The sequence below is a fragment of the Winogradskyella sp. 4-2091 genome (genome assembly GCF_045765065.1).
GTDB lineage: Bacteria > Bacteroidota > Bacteroidia > Flavobacteriales > Flavobacteriaceae > Winogradskyella.
In genome coordinates this window covers 105081-126074 of the sequence record NZ_JBJKOD010000010.1, presented here as the reverse complement: position 1 = coordinate 126074, position 20994 = coordinate 105081, and the positions used below count along the sequence as shown (strand labels likewise).

At 30.1% G+C, this 20994-nt stretch carries 17 protein-coding genes; 10 read left to right on the top strand and 7 right to left on the bottom strand.

Annotation, left to right across the window (positions count from 1 at the left end; translation table 11 throughout):
- Positions 1-258: 258 nt before the first annotated feature.
- Positions 259-717 (bottom strand): pyridoxamine 5'-phosphate oxidase family protein, encoded by a 459-nt coding sequence (locus ACJBCC_RS13435; protein ID WP_299102957.1) that lies wholly within the window; start codon positions 715-717, stop codon positions 259-261.
- A 156-nt stretch (positions 718-873) separates the two neighbouring features.
- Between ACJBCC_RS13435 and ACJBCC_RS13430 the strand changes: the two genes are divergently transcribed.
- From ACJBCC_RS13430 to ACJBCC_RS13385, 10 genes are all read left to right on the top strand, one after another.
- Positions 874-2376: a PAS domain S-box protein gene (locus ACJBCC_RS13430; protein ID WP_407557461.1), complete on the top strand. Its 1503-nt coding sequence runs from the start codon at positions 874-876 to the stop codon at positions 2374-2376.
- Complete coding sequence (locus ACJBCC_RS13425) at positions 2376-3428, top strand: response regulator (RefSeq protein ID WP_299102955.1); 1053 nt, start codon at positions 2376-2378, stop codon at positions 3426-3428. Before ACJBCC_RS13430 ends, ACJBCC_RS13425 begins: the two co-directional genes overlap by 1 nt.
- Positions 3429-3514: 86 nt before the next feature.
- Positions 3515-4363, top strand: a complete 849-nt coding sequence (locus ACJBCC_RS13420; protein ID WP_407557460.1) for a universal stress protein — start codon at positions 3515-3517, stop codon at positions 4361-4363.
- Between the two features lie 24 nt (positions 4364-4387).
- Positions 4388-4774: a hypothetical protein gene (locus ACJBCC_RS13415; RefSeq protein ID WP_407557459.1), complete on the top strand. Its 387-nt coding sequence runs from the start codon at positions 4388-4390 to the stop codon at positions 4772-4774.
- Positions 4775-5109: 335 nt separating this feature from the next.
- Positions 5110-5958: a universal stress protein gene (locus ACJBCC_RS13410; RefSeq protein WP_407557458.1), complete on the top strand. Its 849-nt coding sequence runs from the start codon at positions 5110-5112 to the stop codon at positions 5956-5958.
- Between the two features lie 65 nt (positions 5959-6023).
- The gene (locus tag ACJBCC_RS13405; RefSeq protein WP_407557457.1) at positions 6024-6869 is read left to right on the top strand and encodes a universal stress protein; all 846 of its coding nucleotides are present in this window, start codon (positions 6024-6026) and stop codon (positions 6867-6869) included.
- Positions 6870-6934: 65 nt separating this feature from the next.
- Positions 6935-7774 (top strand): universal stress protein, encoded by an 840-nt coding sequence (locus tag ACJBCC_RS13400; protein ID WP_407557456.1) that lies wholly within the window; start codon positions 6935-6937, stop codon positions 7772-7774.
- 85 nt (positions 7775-7859) lie between these two features.
- Complete coding sequence (locus tag ACJBCC_RS13395; protein ID WP_407557455.1) at positions 7860-8714, top strand: universal stress protein; 855 nt, start codon at positions 7860-7862, stop codon at positions 8712-8714.
- A 704-nt stretch (positions 8715-9418) separates the two neighbouring features.
- The gene (locus ACJBCC_RS13390; RefSeq protein WP_407557454.1) at positions 9419-9868 is read left to right on the top strand and encodes a hypothetical protein; all 450 of its coding nucleotides are present in this window, start codon (positions 9419-9421) and stop codon (positions 9866-9868) included.
- Positions 9869-9880: 12 nt separating this feature from the next.
- Entirely contained in the window at positions 9881-10525 is a 645-nt protein-coding gene (locus tag ACJBCC_RS13385; RefSeq protein ID WP_299102941.1) for a hypothetical protein, read from the top strand.
- A 38-nt stretch (positions 10526-10563) separates the two neighbouring features.
- Here the strand turns inward: ACJBCC_RS13385 and ACJBCC_RS13380 are convergent, their stop codons facing one another.
- The 6 genes from ACJBCC_RS13380 to ACJBCC_RS13355 all read right to left on the bottom strand — a co-directional run bounded on the left by ACJBCC_RS13380 (position 10564) and on the right by ACJBCC_RS13355 (position 20992).
- Positions 10564-11397: a universal stress protein gene (locus ACJBCC_RS13380; RefSeq protein WP_407557453.1), complete on the bottom strand. Its 834-nt coding sequence runs from the start codon at positions 11395-11397 to the stop codon at positions 10564-10566.
- 88 nt (positions 11398-11485) lie between these two features.
- Entirely contained in the window at positions 11486-12280 is a 795-nt protein-coding gene (locus ACJBCC_RS13375) for a glycerophosphodiester phosphodiesterase (protein WP_407557452.1), read from the bottom strand.
- 95 nt (positions 12281-12375) lie between these two features.
- Positions 12376-13989 (bottom strand): RagB/SusD family nutrient uptake outer membrane protein, encoded by a 1614-nt coding sequence (locus tag ACJBCC_RS13370; RefSeq protein ID WP_299102935.1) that lies wholly within the window; start codon positions 13987-13989, stop codon positions 12376-12378.
- Positions 13990-14008: 19 nt separating this feature from the next.
- Entirely contained in the window at positions 14009-17083 is a 3075-nt protein-coding gene (locus ACJBCC_RS13365; protein ID WP_407557451.1) for a SusC/RagA family TonB-linked outer membrane protein, read from the bottom strand.
- A gap of 301 nt (positions 17084-17384) precedes the next feature.
- Positions 17385-20108, bottom strand: coding sequence for a triple tyrosine motif-containing protein (locus ACJBCC_RS13360; protein WP_407557450.1), 2724 nt, complete (start codon positions 20106-20108; stop codon positions 17385-17387).
- Positions 20109-20263: 155 nt separating this feature from the next.
- Positions 20264-20992 carry an MIP/aquaporin family protein gene (locus ACJBCC_RS13355; RefSeq protein ID WP_299102929.1) on the bottom strand — a complete coding sequence of 243 codons (729 nt, stop codon included), beginning with the start codon at positions 20990-20992 and terminating at the stop codon, positions 20264-20266.
- Between the last annotated feature and the right edge of the window lie 2 nt (positions 20993-20994).

Sequence of the window (20994 nt, the reverse complement as noted above, 5' to 3'; positions counted from 1 at the left end):
ATATATTTTACTAAATAGATTGAATAGTTACTTTTATTCCATTTCCATTCCCAGCCAATATGCTATATTATTGAAACCCTTATTTAATAGTGTCTTATAGCATTTCGAAATAATTTATGAATGTATTTGACAATTATGTTGAATAGCTGTATACCCGTGTGTTTACTAGCTTAATCACTCTCCGACTCCACAACCTAAAACCTCAACTATTTAATTTATAATTAGTTGAGGTTTTTAATTTTATAATTATTCTATTTATTACTGATGCATTCGCATTCTACCTGTAATATCATCTACCTTAATTTGAAATACAATGGGTAATTTATCTACTTCTATTTTACTTGAAAATTCACTTATAAAATCTAATTTTCTAAACTCTTTATTTATTATTAAATCTTTTACACCCAACGAAAATTGATGGAGTTTGGCTTTAGCGGCACTACCCGTAAGTTCTTGGTAGATACCATGAGCTAATACCGATTTCCAATCATTTATAGAGTCTATATCTGTTACACTTAAGGAAACATATGTATTTTTTCGCATGGCATTAATTTTATGCCCTTCTGCAGAGTAACCTATTATTACACTGTTTTCCATATCATAAAAATAAGTAATGGGCACAACAAAAGGTTTATCTCTGTAGATATAAGATAGATTACCTACGTAATTTAGCATTAGTAACGCGATGGACTCTTTTTCATTTAGTGCTCTAAACATGGCCTTAATATTTAATAATTAGTCTAATTTAATCATAACCAATTATTTAAATAATGATATAAATCAGTTTATTGCATAAAAAAGGGTTAGCCATTAATCTATAATTTTTTAAAAGATTAACTACCTTTAACTTCTTTTAAATATCAACAATCAGATATGTTTCAACATAACCAAAATACTTTTAATACACTAGCTGAAGCACTTGCTGAAGGTGTGATACTGGTTGACAAAAATCAAATCATCATTAAAACAAATACATCAACTGATGTTATTTTTGGTTATGAAGATGGTGAACTTGAAGGCCAAAAATTAGAGATCTTAATTCCTAAAAATTATCATGGCTCTCACGATGGCCATTTTAATGGATATGTTAAAAATACGAGTAAAAGACAAATGGCTATTGGTCGCGATTTATACGGTCTTAAAAAAGAAGGTATTACATTTCCGGTAGAAGTAGGACTAAATCCTTTAACCATTGATAACAAGCAATACATACTCGCTTTAGTTAAGGATATTACTGAAAGAAAAAAAGCAGAGCAAGAGCTTACACATTGGGCTAATATATTTAATGAGTCATTAAATGAAATTTACATTTTTGATTGTGAAAGTTATAATTTCATTAACGTAAATCGAGGTGCCTTAAACAATATCGGTTACAATTTAAAGGAATTAAAGCAACTTACACCTATAGATATTAAGCCAGAATTTACGAAAGAAAAATTTACTAAAAGAGTAAACCCTTTAATAGAAGAAGTTGAAGAAAAATTAATTTTTGAAACCATTCATAAACGTAAAGATGGTACAACGTATCCTGTAGAAATACATTTACAATTATCTATACTTGGTAACAAGAAAGTATTCGTAGCCGTAATTTTAGATATTACTGAACGAAAAAATTATACTGAAAAGCTAGAAAGTACTGTAGAAAAAAGAACCATAGAATTAAAAAATGCACTTGCTAAAGAACAAGAACTAAACGAATTGAAAACTAAATTTTTATCATTAGTATCTCACGAGTTTAAAACACCTTTGAGTGGCATTTTAACCTCAACAATGCTCTTAGAAAAATATACATTAACAGAGCAACAAGGCAAACGAAACAAGCATATTAAAACTATTTCTGATAAAGTACACTACTTAAACAATATTTTAAATGACTTTTTATCTGTTGAACGCTTAGAGCAAGGAAGAATTAAATATTCTCCCAGCACATTTAAAGTAAGTAAGGTTATTAATGAAGTTATTTATAATGCCAATATGCTTCTTAAAGAAGGGCAGCAAATTAATTACCCTGAAAATATTGATACTTATCTACTTCACCAAGATGAAAAAATTATAGAATTAGCACTTTCTAATATAGTACATAACGCTATAAAATACTCTTCTGAGAATACAATAATAGACATTAAGATTTCGCAAGATGACGTAAAAACCATTTTTAAAGTTGAGGACAACGGCATTGGAATCCCTGAAAAAGATCAAAAAAATATTTTTAATCGTTACTTTAGGGCTGAAAATGCATTATTAACTCAAGGCACAGGTATTGGTTTAAATATTGTAAAAGATCATTTAGAAAATTTAAAAGGAAAAATATATTTTGAAAGTGAACCAGAAAAAGGGACCATTTTTACAATAGAATTACCAAATAAAGCAGAATAATGAAACACATATTGTTAATAGAAGACGACGTAATTTTAAGAGAAAACACCGCAGAGCTGCTAGAATTATCTGGCTATAACGTTGACACTGCTCCTAATGGAAAAATCGGTGTAGAAAAAGCCAAAGAAGTTTTACCAGATATTATAGTTTGTGATATAATGATGCCAGAATTAGATGGATATGGTGTTTTACAAGCCATCTCAAAAAACCAAGCTACAAAGTACATACCCTTTATATTTTTATCTGCAAAAACAGAACGACAAGATGTACGAAAAGGTATGGATTTAGGAGCTGATGATTACATTACTAAACCTTTTGGTGAAGATGAATTAACTAGCGCTATTGAAAGTAGAATTGCAAAAGCAGCTATTTTAAAAGAAGAACGTGAGCGCAGTGCCAATATTGAAACTCATAACGAAGATGAGATTAAAACTTTAAATGCTTTAAAAAACTATTTTGACGATAACGGCAACACATTTACTTATCCTAAAAACACGGTAATATATAGAGAACAAGATCACGCTAACTATATTTACCTCATTAATAAAGGCACAGTAAAATGTCATCAAATTGATGAACAAGGCAAGGAATTAGTGACCACTATTTATAAAGAAGATGATTTATTTGGCTACACAACATTCACTGATAACAAGCCACATAAAGAAACTGCAACGTCCATACATGATGTGGAATTAACAGGCATCTCTGCTAAGCAATTTAATGACATACTTAATGATAATCCTAAAATAGCTATTGAACTTATTCAGCTCTTATCTGACAACATTTCTAACATGAAAAATCAATTGTTAGAAATGGCGTATAGTTCAGTGTCAAAAAAAACTGCAAATACTATTTTAAAGTTCGCTGAAAAAATAAATCGTAAACCAGAGGATCCTATAAAAATTTCTAGAAGTGATCTAGCAAGTGTAGCTGGTATCGCTACAGAAACATTAATAAGAACACTAACTAGCTTTAAGCGCGAGGGTATAATTAAAATTGAAGGCAGAAATATTAAAATTTTAGATATAGAAGAATTAAAAAGAATTGGCTAAATTTAATCTATTAGCCTAAAAATGATATATATCATTTTCAGTGTAGCATCTTACTTTTAGCTTTGTAAAAGTAAAGTTAATGCTGAATGAAAAATATACTACTCCCAACAGATTTTTCTGAAAACTCATGGAATGCTATTAAATACGCTATCCGTTTTTTTGAAAAAACAGAATGCAATTTTTATTTGTTGCATGTAGACAGATTAGATAGTCTAGCATTTACTGATGCTTCATTACTGCTTAATGAAACCATAATTGATAAAGTTTACACTTCATCATCTAAACAGAAGTTGCGAAGTCTGTTGCATAGAACAACAAAATTAACCTCTAACCAAAACAAATATAAATTCTTTACACTTACTGATCATGGTTCATTTATTGAATCAATTAGAAAAACTGTAAATGAAAAACACATTGACTGCATAGTGATGGGCACCAAAGGCGCTTCAGAATTAGATAGAATTATTTTAGGTACAAATACTGCAGATGTGATAACCAAGGTTAAATGTAATGTATTGGCCATACCTGAAAACGCAGAATATGTAACTCCAAAAGAAGTTGCTTTTCCTACTGATTTTTCTTTATCTAATAATCTTCAGGTTTTAAAACCCATGGCAGACATTGTAGAGCGATTTAAAACCAATTTAAGAATTCTACATATTAGTGATAAAGAAGACGATCTTAATGCGGAGCAGATAGAAAACAAAGAACTCTTAGAAGACTATTTTACGCCCAACCCTTACTCCTTTCACTATTTAAAAAACAAAAAAGTTGAAGATGCCATAGAGTGTTTTGTAGAAAACAGAGCAATAAATTTAATTTGTATGGTAGCAAAAAATCTAAATTATTTTCAACAAATACTCTTTCACTCTAAAGTAGAAAAGATCAGTTACCATGTAGATGTACCTTTTTTGGTTTTACATGAAACAAGTTAATAGAATTACACAAAATTATGAGATATGGACTATTCACTATTTTTTGCAAAATTTTGGGGTTGGTACCTCCTAATATTCTTTTTTATATTGAGTGTTAACCCAAAACGAATTAAACAAGTTTTTGATGACTTAAATGATCAAAAATTCTTAATCCTAACAGCATTTATCGCCATTGTAATTGGTTTGTTAAATATTATATTTCATAATATTTGGGAACTTAGTTACAAATTAATAATTACTCTGATAGGCTGGACAGCACTTTTTATGGGTTTGGCTTTATTTTCTTTTCCAAAGCGTACCATTTCATTTTTAGCAGTAGCAAATATTAAATTAGTACAACTTATCTATACCATCCTCTTGTTATTAGGTATTTACTTACTCAATACTACTTATAGTATAGTTTTATTCTAAAGATGATAAAAGTCATAGTTATATGGTATTTTAAGATGTAATATTATAGTACCATTTAACAATGGCTTGCTATTAATCTAAGAGAGACAGTTTTAAACAGCTTAACTTGAGGTTTTTTTGGTTAATTTTAAAGTATATAGATTTTTTTTGGTTGGTTCGTAGTTTAATTTTTTTTTAGACTTAAATCTATAGTTTTAAAATTTTTTGTTCCTAAACTGTCTCTCTTTATTAATACAAGTTACTCCTAATTACAACTTCTACACCGCCTGACATTTATCATAGTTTTTAATATTTTTTGACATTATTTTTATAATCCATTCTAAAACCAGGTAATTATGTTATCCATTCTTCTACCTACCGATTTTTCTAAAAATTCTATCAATGCTATTAAGTATGCCTTAGAGTTTTTTAAGTATCAAAAAGTGCAATTCTATTTTATGCACGCTTATAGAAATGAATTTTATGATCATGATGAGTTAGTCTCACGTGCTGTTTTTGACGATGTATTACTAAAGGTAAAAACCGCTTCTGAAAATAACTTAAAGAAATTACTACAAGAAGTTGAAGAATTAACACCTAATCCAAGATATACGTATCACAGCATTTCTGCAAACAACTCTCTTGTAGAAGAAGCTAATGAGATTGCAGAACATAAAAATATTGATTTGATAGTAATGGGAACAAAAGGAAAATCTAACGAGCGGCACATTATATTTGGAAGTCATACTTTTCAAGTTTTAAAATATGTAGACTGTCCAGTTTTAGCAATACCTTCAAACTACAAAAACACACAACCAAAAAACTTTTTATTTCCTACAGATTTTCTTATACCGTATAAGCGAAGAGAATTAAAATTGTTATCAATTTTATCAAAATCGTACAGAAGCCTAATTGATATTATTTACATCTCAACAAGCAATAAATTATCCATAAGACAACAAGACCATAAAGATTTTGTAAAAGACGCCTTAATAGTTAATAAAGTAAACTTTAAAATTATAAACAGTAAAAAGGTAGATGACGCTATAAAATTATATATAGAAACCAATAATATTGATATGATTACCATGGTAAATACTCAGCATTCTTTTTTGGAAGATATGCTATTTCCATCTACCATAGACAAAGTAAGCTTGGGCTTGGACATTCCACTATTAGCTTTGCAAAACACAACACGTAATTAAAAGATAATATTCAAATCAACCAAAACAAATACTATGTGACTACTAATCAATAAATTTTAGAACTTATGAAAAATATACTTCTACCCACCGATTTTTCCGACAACTCTTGGAATGCAATAAAGTATGCTATTCAATTATTTAAAGATAAAACCTGTACTTTTCATTTATTAAATACTTATACTCCAATTATATACAATGTAGAATATGTTTTAGGTTATCCTGCTCAATTTGGTTTAGGAGATGCCATAAGAGATGCCGCTATAAACAACCTAAATGAATTAAAGTCAAGAATTTCTATAACCTTTAAAGAGAACCCTAAGCATAAGTTTAATACAGTGCCTCGTTTTAACACATTAGTATCTGGTTTAAAAGAATTTTTAATAGAGAACAAAACCGATTTAATAGTAATGGGAACGAAGGGTGCTACTGGAGCGCAAGAAGTATTATTTGGCTCCAACACTGTACATGTTTTTAATGAAATAAAGTGTCCTGTTTTGGCAATTCCTGCCAATTTCAAATATGAGAAACCAATAGAAATTCTCTTTCCCACAGACCTAGATGTAGATTACAGCAATTTCAAAATAAACATATTAAAACAAATTGCTATAGAGCATAACTCTAGAATAAATGCCTTGCATGTGTCAACGGGAAACGACCTCACATTTAAGCAAATAAACAGTCAATTAAAGTTAGAGTCATTTTTTAAAGGTATCTCTTATTTATTTCATAACTATTTGCAGATGAATGTTACAGATGCAATTAATAAATTTCAAATGAAAGAGAAAATCAACTTATTGGCTATGGTTAATAATAAGCATTCATTTTTTGAGAACTTATTTTTTAGATCCACACTTAATAAAATTGGGTTTCATTTAAACGTGCCCTTTTTGGTAATACCTGCTATAAATTAATTTATCATTTTGAAAAAATAGAGTGGAAAACACTAGTTGATTTTCGTAGAATAAAAATAAATCACATGAAAACTAACATTTTAATACCCACAGATTTTTCAAAAAACGCATATAATGCAGCTACATATGCGATGAAGTTATACAAAAATGAGTCATGTACGTTTTACCTCTTAAACTCATGGGCTTTCTCAGTTTCTCACTCTAGGACCTATGTAACAGCAAATTATTTGAAAAAATTAAAAGAGGAGTCAGAAAAACAATTAAAAGATTTAAAAGTTCAACTCAAAGCCGAATTTAAAAACCCTAAGCACGAGTTTAAAACAATTATTAGTAAAGACCCTTTATTAGTTGCAATAAAAAAAGAAACACAAGCTCATCTTATAGATCTTATAATAATGGGTACAAAAGGTGCTACAGGAGCTACAGAATTATTTATTGGCAGCAATACTGTTAATGTTATTAATAAATTAAAGAATTGTCCTATTCTAATAATACCAAATGAATTTGATTATGTAGTACCAAGGAAAATTGCCTTCTCAACGGATTTTAATAGGTTTTATGGAGAAGAACTAGAACACTTAATTCAACTCGCCAATCTGCATAAATCTAAAATTAGTGTTATTCACATAAATGAAAAGAATCTTACAGATAAACAAAACTATAATTTAGCCATGTTAAAAGCATATTTAGAAAATCACAGACACCGATTTCATTGGATGACAGGTTTTTCTAAAAAAGAGCACGCTTTAAAAGCAGCTACTGAAGAACTTAGCATTGATATACTTACAATGATTAATTATCAACACAGTTTTATTGAAAATATAATTAATGAACCAGTGATAAAAAACATAGGGTTTCATCCTATCATTCCTTTTCTGGTAGTACCATGTTTCTATGAGAAATAGCGTCATGTGTTATAGCTGATTATTATCATTCCATATCATCAAAATTGTCATTAATTTTAATTGAACGGATTTAATTTAGTTAATCATGAGACATAAAATTTTATTACCGACAGATTTTTCTAAAAACTCAATTAAAGCTATTAATTATGCTAGGGAGCTATATAAAAATGAATATTGCGATTTCTATATTCTAAATGTTTTATGGGCAACAGGGAATATCTTAGATAGCTTATTAAACTTAAAGCCAGGAAGCGAACTATATGAAACAGCTAAGCTCAATTCTGAAAACGGTTTAGCTTCCGTTTTTGATATGATTACAATGAACGATTCAGCGAACCCTAAACATAACTTTAAAGTTATTTCTCAATTCAGTAATGTTATAGATGGTATAAAGTCCATAGTAGATAAAAAAGATATAGAAATGGTAGTAATGGGTACCAAAGGGAAAACACATTCTAGAGCAACTGCATTTGGTAGTACTGCAATTTACGTTATGGAAAAAGTACGTAATTGCCCAATTCTAGTTGTGCCAGCAGATGCAGAAATTAAATTACCTAAAGAGATTGTCTTCCCTTCAAATTACAGAACTAATTTTAAACAAAGAGAACTTATACATCTCTATAATATTGCACAAAAAAGCAACGCTAATATTGCTATTTTACATATCACAAAAGAAGAAAAATTAGACAAAGAACAGGAGGAAAACATAAATTTACTAAAAGAAATTTTAGAAGGTATCAGTTATAAATTTCACACTTTAACTTCTAACTCAATTCAATCTTCAATAAATGTGTTTGTAAAAAGCAGAGGTAGTGATATGGTGGCATTTATAAATAAGAAACATTCCTTTTTTGGAAGTATTTTCAGTAGTCCAATGGTAAAAGAAATTTCTTATCATTTAAAGGTACCTATTTTGGCTATGCACAACTTAAAAAATTAAAATTATCAAATCATTATGTTATTTTAATTTGCTTTCATAATTAAACCTATTTCATTAACTATTTAAACGTTAATTCATCAAATTATATAACGCAGATAAAGTGACAGCTTATAAATAACCTATACCAACTGACTTATATCATTTTATAATTAGATTTAAGCTGCTACATTTAATAGATAAAATATTCAGTTTAATATAATAATGGCACTAATTAACCCTAACAATAGAGTACGTAAGTTCTCAAAATAGAACAATGACCATTAAAAAAAATCTGAGCAATGATGACTTTTTTAACAATGACTTCTTTGAAGAAGACTACATAATGCCAGCATTGAATGTAAGAAATATGAGAATAGTTTTGATATAGAGATGGCGACTCCAAGTTTTTCAAAACAAGATACTAATATTACCATAAGCAACAACAATCTCAATGTTTATGTAGTAAAACAATAGGAAAAAGATTAACAGTTAATGCGGAAATAATTTAGTTATATTTTTTTCTCAAAGGTTCTTAAGACTTTCTAATTCTATTTATCAACTAAATTATTAATGCGCTTTATAAAGTTGGTATTCTAAAATAAATCTTTGAAATATTTAAAAAATAATAAAAGCAACTTAAAAAAGTGATTTAATTACATTAAACAACGACAAGCAAAAGGCAAGTGTTAAATATATTTTGCCATTAACTTATAAATTAGTTAGACATGAAAACAACACAAATACAAACAAAATATTTAGAATGGTTGAGTGCAGAACAAATGCATTTAGAATCGAAAGAGTGGTTATCAGAATTACTTTTTTTAAAAGATGAACATTTTTTTTATGAAGATTTAGTTCTAACCTTTATAAAACAGCTTATTGAGCCAAATAAATTTTCCGACAGCAAGGAAATTATCGAGGTATTAAATAAGTCTCAAAAACAGAATGATCTATTAATTGAAGCGATTAAAGTACACGAAAATGATCTTAAAATCATGTTAGACGGGATCAATCAAACAGAAGAGGAAAAGGCTTACAGAAAATCGCATTATGGCTTAATAATAGAATTAAAAGAATTTAAAAAGTTTTACGTACAATTAAAAAAGCGAGTCTTCAAAACTTTTAAAGTCATAAAAAAAGAAGATAAAAGAAATTATTTACTTGATAAAACTTAAAAATAAAACCACATGAAACGGCTATTTCTTACAATAATTTTATCTATAATTTTTAGTTGTAATTCAACACAGCTTACAGAACAATGGAAAAACCCTGATATCGAGAACTACTCGCCAAAGAAAATTTTTATAATTGGATTAACTTCTAATATTGAAGCAAGAGAAAAATTTGAAAATCAAATAAAAAATCAATTAGAATTACGCCATATAGAATCCGTTTCAAGTTTAGAATTTCTAGATCCTCAATTTAGAACAGAAATGATGACAAAAATTCAGTTTATGAATTTAGAATTAGATTTAATTGAAGCAGGGTTCGATACGATTCTATTTTCGAAAGTAATTGGTGTTGAAGACAAAATAGTTTACAGACAGAATTATAAAAAACATCACGAAACTAATATAAATTTTAGTGAAGATTATTTAAAGTATCAAGATCAATTTTATAATCCCAATGATTATAATGAATACCAAATATACAATGCAGAGACCACTATGTTTTGCATATGTCCTAATAAAGAACATAGCATTGTTTGGAAAGGTTATGTCAGTATTACTGATCCTAGATCTATCGAAAAAACTGTTAATGAATACGTAAATTTAGTAATCGCGGTATTAGAAAATCAAAAATTAATTGACGCCACTGAAACTACAAAATAATTGAACCATCAAATGCTTTATAAATAAATATGTAATATTTAAGAATGAAATACCAATAATGGAACTCTTAATTTAGAACTTATCTTAGTTGTAGAAGACCCTTTAAAAAAGCGTTCAATAAAATTTTCTTTCTGAACCATTAAGGCCATTAAGTTAATAGGATGTGTTTGAATATAACTTGCTACGGCATATTCCATAGGTACATTTTCAATTGAGTTATATAAATAATTTATTGCATTGAATACCGTATTAATTGTCTCTATATCTTGTTCTCGTTCTAGAGCAATTTCATCAGCTGCACTTATTCTAAGTAAATGTAATTTATCACCAAAATGCTCTATAAATTGAATTAATTGATTAAATGCCTTACTATTTAATGTATCATCAACATCTAAAGGAATTAATACTTCGGACGGTTTAGAATATAAGAATCCCTCAGGAACAACTAACGTAGGGCATTTAACATTTCTTATTACATTAATTGTATTACTACCAAAAAGCACTTCTTTTGCACTAGAAACACCATTACTTCCCATAATTAATAAGTCAAATGGTGTGATAGAGTTTAGTTGATTTATAGACTCCGTTAAATCATCATAATCAACTACTTGATGAAATGTAAAATTATTGTTTAAAAATTCTGATTTAAAATCATCAACTAAAACGTATAGTTTTTCCTTCGATTTTTTCAGAATGGAGTCATAAATACTTTGACCTCCTCCCATTACCAAATCATCGCTTACATAAACTTTAGAGCTTTCTACATGTAGCACATGAAAATCGCATACCTCATCTTTAAATAGGTTTAAAGCATAACGTATTGCATTAATTGAATTATTTGAAAAATCTGTTAATAGGAGTATCTGTCTCATCATCATCGGTTTTTATAAATTTAACCAAAGATTAAAAGACCTAAAATGATTTAAATCATTATTGTAACCTACATCAATTATAATTTAATTATTTATGCAGCTTCAACCTATCAAAAGCGAGTTCAGGTTCATCTGTTGTAATGTAGTCAAAATTATGAGACAATAACCAATCTATATCTTCTTGCTTATTTGCTGTCCATGAATTAAGAATTAGATCTAATTTTCTAGCCTCATCAATCCATTCTGGTTTATCTTTTAATTTATAAACAAAATAATCTAAGCCTGTAATATTATCCAGTTTTAGTGTTTCTGGAGTTTTTGAACCATCTAAATATAAAACCTTAGAATTAGGATCTATTTGTCTAATGTGCTTTATAACCTCATAACTAAAACTAATGTAATAAGATATATAAGCTTCTGCCTTAAGTTCTTTTACTAATGCTACAGCTTTTTCTGCCATTAAAGTATTGCGACCTTCTATTTTAGAAGGTTTAATTTCACATACTAAACCTGTTGAAGAATTATTAACCATACCTGCTTTAATAAACGCCTTTAAGGTTGGTAACGATTCTCCATTTGGTAATTTATGTTGCGCCAATGTTTCATATGTTGAAGATTCTATATGTAAACCACCATAATCAGCATCATGAGTTACTATAAGTACTTCATCTGCGGTCATACGCACATCAAACTCAGAGCCTGTGCACTTTAGACGTATTGCCTCATTTAGTGCTGCTATGGAATTTTTAGGTAAACCATTTGCCTTCCAAGCACCTCTATGTGCTATTACAGGATTATCCGCAAACACAATTTCTGTTTCTGTAGTAGAGGTTTTACATGACAACATTAAGACACATATACAGAGTATAATAACATATTTCATTCCGAATATTATTTAATTAAAAAAATAAATTTTTATTAAAAAATTAAAAAAATGGGCAAGAACTCTTGCCCAATTTTCAAACTAATAATAAACAATTAATTATAACCTAGGTTTTGAGGGTAATCTGGCCCTAATAAATCTAGATCTCTCTGTGCAATTGGCCAATTTATGAAATGTGGTTGCCAATTTGTCCTTGGGTCTTTAACCCCTAAATTTGCTGGAAAATACTCTCCATCTCCAGCGTAATTTGTAATTTGAGCATCAATAACATCTTGTCCCATTCTTTTTAAAGTAAACCAACGTTGCCCTTCAAAAGCTAATTCACGTGCACGTTCATCTAAAATAGTTTGTTGTGTAACACTCGTTACTGGTGCTGCTCCTGCTCTTTCTCTTACAGCGTTTATATATGGCAAAGGATCTCCAGAAGACCTCATGATTGCTTCTGCAGCGATTAAGTAAGTTTCTGCTAATCTATAAACTGTGATATTACCTCTTATTAAATATGACGCTTCATTGCCGTCTTCTTGAGCAAATTTTATACAACATGGATGCATTCTTTGATAGTAAGATGTATAGTTGCTACTTGGATTATTTAAATCTGTTATTGGCGCATAATTATCTACCTCTTCACCAATTCTATCTCCTGACGTGTAATAGAATTTTAATCTAAAATACGTATCATCATCTCTTGTATCGTTAGGATCTTCTGCCAAAAGATTTAGCAAATATAAATTTGGTAGAATTCTAGCAAAACCTCTTCCGCCTTGTTCGTTGTTATAATCAACACCAGAAATTTGAAAGAACTGAGCTACATAGTTTGCATTCATCATGGTTGTTCCACCACCACCAAGCAAATCATCTTGCGATTGAATTACAAATAAAGATTCTGAGTTATTTCTATCACCTTCAAATACATCTGCAGTACTAGCGACTAAGCTGTGTGGAGAATCTGGCCCTTCTATTACGTCTAATGCTTGATTCTTCGCTTCTGTCCAATCACCTTGCCACATCGCTACTTTAGCTTTAACATGTTTTGCAGTCCCTTTAGTTACACGGCCAAAAGTATCTACCCATTCTAAATTTTCAATAGCATAATCTAGATCACTATTAATAAGAGCAAATATCTCTTCGTCAGTAGATCTATCGTTTACAACATCGAATGCATTTTCTACAGTTACAGTTTCTGTTGTCACAAAAATATTATTATACATTCTATACAAATAGAAATAAGAATGTGCTCTAAAATACTTGGCTTCAGCTAAAACTTTTTTTCTAGCATCTTCATCAATACCATCTATTTCATCTGCAGCATTTATAATTGCTGTTGCCTTATTGGTCATGTTGTAGAAATGCTTCCAAAATAAAGATGAAGCAAAATTTGAACCTTGATCTACTGGAGAAATACCCCTTTGGTATCTTCCCATTAAACCTGTATAACCAGATCTAGAAAAAGCTAAATCACTTCTAGAAGACATTAAAACAGCTCCCATATAATCTTCTGTACTTGCATCATAACGGTCGCGCTCAAATTTATATAAACTCACTACACCAGACTTTAATCCTTCCTCTGTAGTGAAAATATAATCTGAATCAATTAGTGTACTTGGCTGTTCATCTAAATAATCTTCACATGAAGTTACAACAAAGAAAATAGCCATGGTTAGCAAAATGCTACCCTTTAATTTTGTATAAAAAAACTTCGTTTTCATAATCTTATTATTTTTTTAATTAAAACTTAACTCTTACTCCAAAAGTGAATGAACTCGCATCTGGATAACCTGTATCTGCATTAGAAAATGTACTTCTAATATTAACCTCAGGACTATAACCTATATAATCTGTATCAGTAAAAACATTAGTTGCTGTTACATAAAATCTTATTTGATCAAAATTTAACTTATCAGTAACCTTATCTGATAACGTGTATCCAAGACTCACAGTTCTTAGTCTAATATAAGATGCATCTTTCACTGCTAAGGCATTTAAATACAATGGTGCAGAATCTGCATTTGGTCTAGGAAATGAATTTGAAGGATTCTCTGGTGTATAGTAATCTACTTTTACACCATTAATATCACCTCTTAATGTACCACCATTATTATACGTATTTAAAAAAGGATTAACTTTTGTAGCACCTTCTACAGCATAGAAATCTAAAAGTAAATCAAAACCTTTATACTCTACCGTAGTAGATAACGACCCAAAGAAGTCTGGATTTGGATCAATAAATACACGATCTTCTTGTGTTATTTTTCCATCAGGACCAGGAATTATATTTCCTTCATCATCTACGCCATTAACATCCTTAATTTTTATATCACCAGCTCTTAAATCTGGTTGTGGTAATGCTGAATCTGGATTTGCTTGAGCAGAACCAGCAAAATCTTCGCCTTCTTGCCAAATACCGTCAAACTCATATTGATAGATTACACCTACTGGCTGACCTACGTAATAATTGTACGTATTATCTTCTGATATAGCATCGCCATTTCCATCATTATAAAGTTCTAAAATCTCGTTTTTGTTGTTAGACCAGTTTGTAGATACAGCCCATTTAAAATCGTCTGTATTAATAATGTTTGCAGTTAAACTAAGTTCAAAACCTGTGTTTTGCATCTCACCTGCATTAAAGAAGGTTGATGTATAACCTGTTGTAGATGGCACACCTCTTCTTAATAATAAATCATTTGTTCTTGCATCATACCAGTTAATGTTACCCACTAACAATCTTTCAAATAATGAAAAATCTAATCCAAGGTTTAACGTAGTAATTCTTTCGAATTTTAAATCTGGATTTGGCAAAATAGTTGATGGCGAAAATCCTGATCCTGTTTCACTATCAAATATATACGGTTGTGCATCTGCTGTGAATAATGATGTGTAAGCACGTCCTAAATCATTGACTAACGAACCATAACTTGCTCTAAATTTTAATTCTTGTACGGCATCCGCATCTTCCATAAAGCCTTCTCTGTGAATTTTCCAAGCAAAAGAACCTGCAGGATTATAACTCCATTTATTCCCTTCTCCATTTAAAGAAGCACCATCTGCTCTTATTGTTCCTTCAAAGCTGTATTTGTCGTATAACGAATAACGTGCTCTAGCCATATAGCCCAAATATCTAAATGTATTACCATCGCGCTCTACAAGAACATTACCAATTGCACTAGCTATACCATTGTATCCTAAATCTTCATTTGAGAATCCTTGACCTTCCGTGTAAGTTCTAGAATATTCATTTTCTTGAGAAGATTGTACCAATGTTAAATTGAATTTATGATCGTCTCCAAACGCCTTGTCATAAGTTAAGATATTTTCAATTAAATAAGATTCTCTTAATTGATTATCAATTCTAGCAATACCTCTTACATCGTCTCCTGCAGAACTTAATGAAGACTGATACTGTCCTCTTTCTGAGTTTCTTCGTGTTAAATTCGCTTTTAACTGATATTGTAAATCTTTGGTAATTTGCCACCTTGGCGTTACATTTATTACAAAATCATTTCCTTTCTCATCATGGTCTTGTTGACGTAAATTCCATAATGGATTTACAGCAGAACCTTCTTCTCCACTTGGAAAACGCGTTATACTTCCATCAGCATTATAAGCATTTCCTAAAGGCGATGTGGTAATAACATTTACATTAGCAGCTCTTTCTACATCATCGTTTAATATATTTAAATCAAAATTAACAGAGAATTTATCACTGATTTTTTGATCTACATTTAATCGTAACGTTTTTCTGGTGTAACTCGATGTTGGGATTATTCCATTTTCTTTAAAGTAATTGATACTTCCAAATACTTTAGTCATATCTGTACCACCACTTACACTAATGGCTTGGCTGTTTACAAAACCATTTCTCATTAACTCGTCTTCCCAATCAACGAAATTATTGTTCGCAATATTCTCTAGTTCTATGTCAGAGAATACATTATCAAGCTCATCATCAGCGTAACTATCATCAGCTCTCGTAGACCTTACAGCCTCTCTTCTCAGTTGCGCAAATTCTTGTCCATTATAAACATCAAAATTTCTTTCAATAGATTTTGTAGATAAATAACCATGATAACTCACACTAATTTTACCTGCTTTACCACGTTTTGTTGTAATTAAAACAACACCGTTTGCACCTCTAGATCCATAAATTGCTTGCGCTGATGCATCTTTTAAAAACTCAATAGATTCAATATCATCTGAGTCTATATCTTCAATACCACCATCTCTAATGATACCATCTACAACATAAATTGCACTCACAGCACCTTCAATAGAACCTTGTCCTCTAAAAATAATATCTGAAGTTCCACCTGGTCTTAGAGTACCTCCTCCAACATCAACTTGTAAACCAGCAATTCTACCACGTAACATCTCATTAACATCTGATGTTGGTGATAATATAGCTTTTTCCAAATTAGTTGTTGCTACTGCATTTACAATATCGCTTTTCTTTTGTGTACCATAACCAACGACTACCACTTCTGTCAATGAAGAATCATCTTGTAGCATAATTGTCATTTCGCCATCGGTAACCTTTACCTCTTGTGTTTTAAAACCAACATAAGATATAGATATTACAGAATCATCACTAGATACCTCTAAAGTAAATCTTCCATCAAAATCTGTTTGAGTTCCTCTACTTGTTCCTTTTTCTATAACAGATGCGCCAGGTAACGGCATATTATCTGATTCAGAAACCACTTTTCCTTTTACAGTAGTCTGCGCAAATAGAGCAAAAGAACTACACAATAAAAAGACAAAAAAGAATATTTCAATTCTTGATCTTTGAAATTTTAATTTCATAAATATTGTTTTGATTAATTATTTAGTTACCAAAATTAGAAAATACTGAAACCCTATTCAGATCTTCAAATTTTAAGATATTGTAAATTTAATCTTAAGAATATGTTAATATGATAATTTACACCTCGATAAAAAACGAACATCGCAAAATTTAACAACTTTTAGTTCTGTGAAATTGCTTTAACTTCCTATAAACATTGAGATAACTAGAATTACGAAATTTGCAATAAAATATTGATTTTCAACGTGAATAGACGTTTGTCGTGGTAAAGTCTAGGTAAATATTGCTATTGTCAAGGTGCTAGAATTTTAAGATATAGTTAACAAGGCTCTCATCATGATGTAATTGTAATCTTTTGCGTAACCTATAACGTTTAGTCTCGACACTTTTTGTAGATATATTCAATAATGGCGCCATTTCTTTTGAGGATAAATTCAACCTTAAATAGGCGCAAAACCTTAGATCATTTGGTGTAAGATCTGGATGCGCAGCCTTAATTTTATCCATAAAATCTTTATCTGCATTGTTAAAGGCTTGTTTAAAGAATTTCCAATCTTTATTATTATTTAAATTGGTATCTATAAGTTTAATTGCACTACTTATGTCTTCTTTATCCTTAGTAACTTTTAGTTCTTTCTTTATCTTACGGAGTAATTCATTTTTTTTAATGATACTCATGGTAGAAATAGCCAACTCTCTATTTTTACCTTCAATATCTTGATTTAACTTTTCATTTTTAATCTGCATAAAAGCACGTTCACTCTTAATGTGCTCAAGCCTTAAAATACGTTCGTAATAAAACTTATAAGCTTTATGAATTAATAAACCAATAACCAGGAGCAATAATAAATAAACAAATATGGCGACATTAGATAAATACCAAGGTCTATTAATTGTGAATGCATAACTAACACTATTTTCAGTTTGTTGGTTTCCAACTTTTCCCCTTACTTCTAATTTATAATCGCCAAAGGTTAAGTTTTCAAATTGAATATTAGGAGACTCTGACCAAGAACTCCACTTTTCCATTTTCCCTTCTAATCTATACTGATAATTTACTTCTAGGAATTTATCATATTCTGGCACAGAAAAATTAAAGTGTAGCGTGCCGTAATCGTAATTAAAATCGCCGTTAAGTGCTAGTGGTAAATCTTTAGTTTCATCATTAAGAGACGAAATCGTAACCGCATTAAGATAAATATGATATTCTCTTTTATTTTTTATTTGTGATAAGTCCATAGTTAGGTAACCATTAGAAGTTCCTAACACATAATTTTCTTTTTCAATATGCTGAATGTTTTCAAAACCCAACACACCTTTTCTTAAATTATTTGGAATTGAAATCGTCGTTACCTCTGGTTTATTAGTAAGATTATCATAACTCACAAAACTTATATTATCTTCTGAGAACAGCCATAACTTTCCTTTTTGATCTACAACCATTTTCACTGATTTATACGGCGAAAATTTTTCTGATAAATCTAAATTCTTTTTAAATTTTCCTTCTTTCTTGATGTAATCAAACACACCATCTTCCGATGTGTAGAGAATATTGTTTTTATATGATATTAAACCTGAATTTTTTCCTAGCTCTAACTCAGATTGGTGTTTTATATCTATTACCTTATGCAAAGTGCTATCTAATTGAATATTAAAAACACCTTTGTACTCATGATTGACAAGTATTTGATTATGATCATTAATTTCAAAAAATCGAGATGAGTTTTTAAAGCCATCAATCTTGTTCCTTAGCTTCCAAGTGCTTCCTTCTTTTTGAAGCACATACAACCCATCGTAATTACCTTGAAGCAAAAGATTATTTCGATTTGGTACAGTTTTAAAATTCCAAGCACCTAAAATTGAGCTTATACTTGTCGCTTTATCTTCATTTATTAGAAATGTACCTAAATGATGACCACAAAACAGATTCTCATTTTCATCATTAAATAAACTCCAAACTTGCCCTGCAGTTCCTTTTACAAATTTAAAATCTTGATTTTTAGACTCTAAAGATCTAAAGAACAATCCTTGATTTGTGCCAACATAGAGCTGATTATTAAATATCAAAGTTGTGTAAACCGTCCCTATACTTCCGTTATAATCTATAAATGTTTTTATAGACGAGTTCACATTAATACAGTTTATACCGTTATCTAATCCTGTCCACACATTATTTTCATAATCTTCAAAAAGAGTTAACACAGTATTATTTGCTAATCCTTTCCTTTGATTTATTTCATAATCTATTTCGCCATCTTGACTAACTTTTACTAATCCATTAGAAATAGTACCTAGCACAAAACTTTGATCTCTTAATTGTATGCTACTAAAGATATTGAGTTCTTTTAGTCTTTTATTTGATGAAACATCCCAAGCTTCAAACTCTTTATCTACAAATTGAAAAAATCCAGAATTTCTAGTAAGAATAATCAGCTTTTCGTTCTTATAAAAAATATCGATTACACGATCTTCTATGACTATTTTATCATTTAAAATTAACTTAGGCTCTCCTTCCTCTAAAACATATATACCTTCATTTGCAACATGATAATAGATTCTATTATTAACATTAAAAACCTTGTAAATAATATTTTCAGAATTTATAGTTTTAAATTCTTCAGAGACTTTATCATAGAAATAAAGAGCATGACCTGCTTGAAACAACACCCAATCTTCATAATCTAAAATATCCCAAATTTGATCATCGCTTAGAATTTTATCACCCAATTTTGGTATTAGCGACTGATATACTAAGTGGCCATACTCATGACGTTCCCAATAACCAAACTCCTCATAACAGCCAGAATAAATTCTATTATCTATGGCTTTCACAGCTCTTAAAATCGTATGATTTGGAGATCGATAAGGCGTCCAATCTGATCCATTATATTCTAATAATCCTAAATTATTAGCGACATAAATATACTTATTGGTATTTTGTGTGATCATCCAGTTTTGGTTTTCTCCATTATAATCTGAAGTAGAAAATGTCTCAACAGGAGGTAACTCTTGCCCAAAAGACATGAAACACAAAAAACATAAAATAATAAACTGAAAAGATTTCATTTGCCTATTTAAAAATTCTATTTATGTAAATATAGTTTTTAGATTACGAACAAACAAAATGCCAACCCAAAACGAGTTGACACTTCTAACTATAACAAAAAAACTATATAATTCTATAATAATACAAGCATCAACAAAGCTGCAAGTGCTCCACCCACTATAGGTGCTAAAACCGGAATCCAAGCATAAGACCAATCACTTTTTGCCTTGTTTTTAATAGGTAAAATAGCATGCATAATTCTAGGTCCTAAATCCCTCGCAGGATTTATAGCATAACCTGTTGTTCCTCCTAACGACAAGCCTATAGACCAAACTAAAAATGCAACGGGTAATGCACCTAACGAACCTAAACCTATAACCGTACCAGAATCACTGATATTTGCATCAGTAAAAAAGAATATGGTAAACAATAGCACAAAGGTGCCTAACATTTCACTAAAGAAATTAGAAAACGTATTTCTGATTGCAGGAGCAGTGCAAAAAACTGCTTTTTTACCATCTGCATCATCAGTGGCATCAAAATGATTTTTATACATTACCCAAACCAAAGTTGCACCTATCATTGCACCAATCATTTGTCCTAAAATGTACATTGGCACATCTGCCCAAGGAAACTTACCTGCAATGGCCACAGCAACCGTTACAGCCGGATTGATGTGCGCACCACTATAAGGACCAGCTATTACAACTGCCACATAAACTGCAAGTGCCCAACCTGTTGTTATCACAATCCAACCACTATTATTTCCGATGGTTTTATTTAAAACTACATTTGCAACTACGCCTCCTCCCAGTAAAATTAATATCGCTGTACCAATAATCTCTGCTATAAATGGTGTCATAA

Excerpts from the sequence above, each read along its gene's own strand:
- ACJBCC_RS13415 (WP_407557459.1), top strand. The coding sequence starts at position 4,388 with ATGGACTATTCACTATTTTTTGCAAAATTTTGGGGTTGGTACCTCCTA.
- ACJBCC_RS13400 (WP_407557456.1), top strand. The coding sequence starts at position 6,935 with ATGAAAACTAACATTTTAATACCCACAGATTTTTCAAAAAACGCATAT.
- ACJBCC_RS13370 (WP_299102935.1), bottom strand. The coding sequence starts at position 13,989 with ATGAAAACGAAGTTTTTTTATACAAAATTAAAGGGTAGCATTTTGCTA.
- ACJBCC_RS13410 (WP_407557458.1), top strand. The coding sequence starts at position 5,110 with ATGTTATCCATTCTTCTACCTACCGATTTTTCTAAAAATTCTATCAAT.
- ACJBCC_RS13365 (WP_407557451.1), bottom strand. The coding sequence starts at position 17,083 with ATGAAATTAAAATTTCAAAGATCAAGAATTGAAATATTCTTTTTTGTC.
- ACJBCC_RS13390 (WP_407557454.1), top strand. The coding sequence starts at position 9,419 with ATGAAAACAACACAAATACAAACAAAATATTTAGAATGGTTGAGTGCA.
- ACJBCC_RS13360 (WP_407557450.1), bottom strand. The coding sequence starts at position 20,108 with ATGTCTTTTGGGCAAGAGTTACCTCCTGTTGAGACATTTTCTACTTCA.
- ACJBCC_RS13435 (WP_299102957.1), bottom strand. The coding sequence starts at position 717 with ATGTTTAGAGCACTAAATGAAAAAGAGTCCATCGCGTTACTAATGCTA.
- ACJBCC_RS13380 (WP_407557453.1), bottom strand. The coding sequence starts at position 11,397 with ATGAGACAGATACTCCTATTAACAGATTTTTCAAATAATTCAATTAAT.
- ACJBCC_RS13395 (WP_407557455.1), top strand. The coding sequence starts at position 7,860 with ATGAGACATAAAATTTTATTACCGACAGATTTTTCTAAAAACTCAATT.
- ACJBCC_RS13385 (WP_299102941.1), top strand. The coding sequence starts at position 9,881 with ATGAAACGGCTATTTCTTACAATAATTTTATCTATAATTTTTAGTTGT.
- ACJBCC_RS13405 (WP_407557457.1), top strand. The coding sequence starts at position 6,024 with ATGAAAAATATACTTCTACCCACCGATTTTTCCGACAACTCTTGGAAT.
- ACJBCC_RS13420 (WP_407557460.1), top strand. The coding sequence starts at position 3,515 with ATGAAAAATATACTACTCCCAACAGATTTTTCTGAAAACTCATGGAAT.
- ACJBCC_RS13425 (WP_299102955.1), top strand. The coding sequence starts at position 2,376 with ATGAAACACATATTGTTAATAGAAGACGACGTAATTTTAAGAGAAAAC.
- ACJBCC_RS13355 (WP_299102929.1), bottom strand. The coding sequence starts at position 20,992 with ATGACACCATTTATAGCAGAGATTATTGGTACAGCGATATTAATTTTA.
- ACJBCC_RS13375 (WP_407557452.1), bottom strand. The coding sequence starts at position 12,280 with ATGAAATATGTTATTATACTCTGTATATGTGTCTTAATGTTGTCATGT.
- ACJBCC_RS13430 (WP_407557461.1), top strand. The coding sequence starts at position 874 with ATGTTTCAACATAACCAAAATACTTTTAATACACTAGCTGAAGCACTT.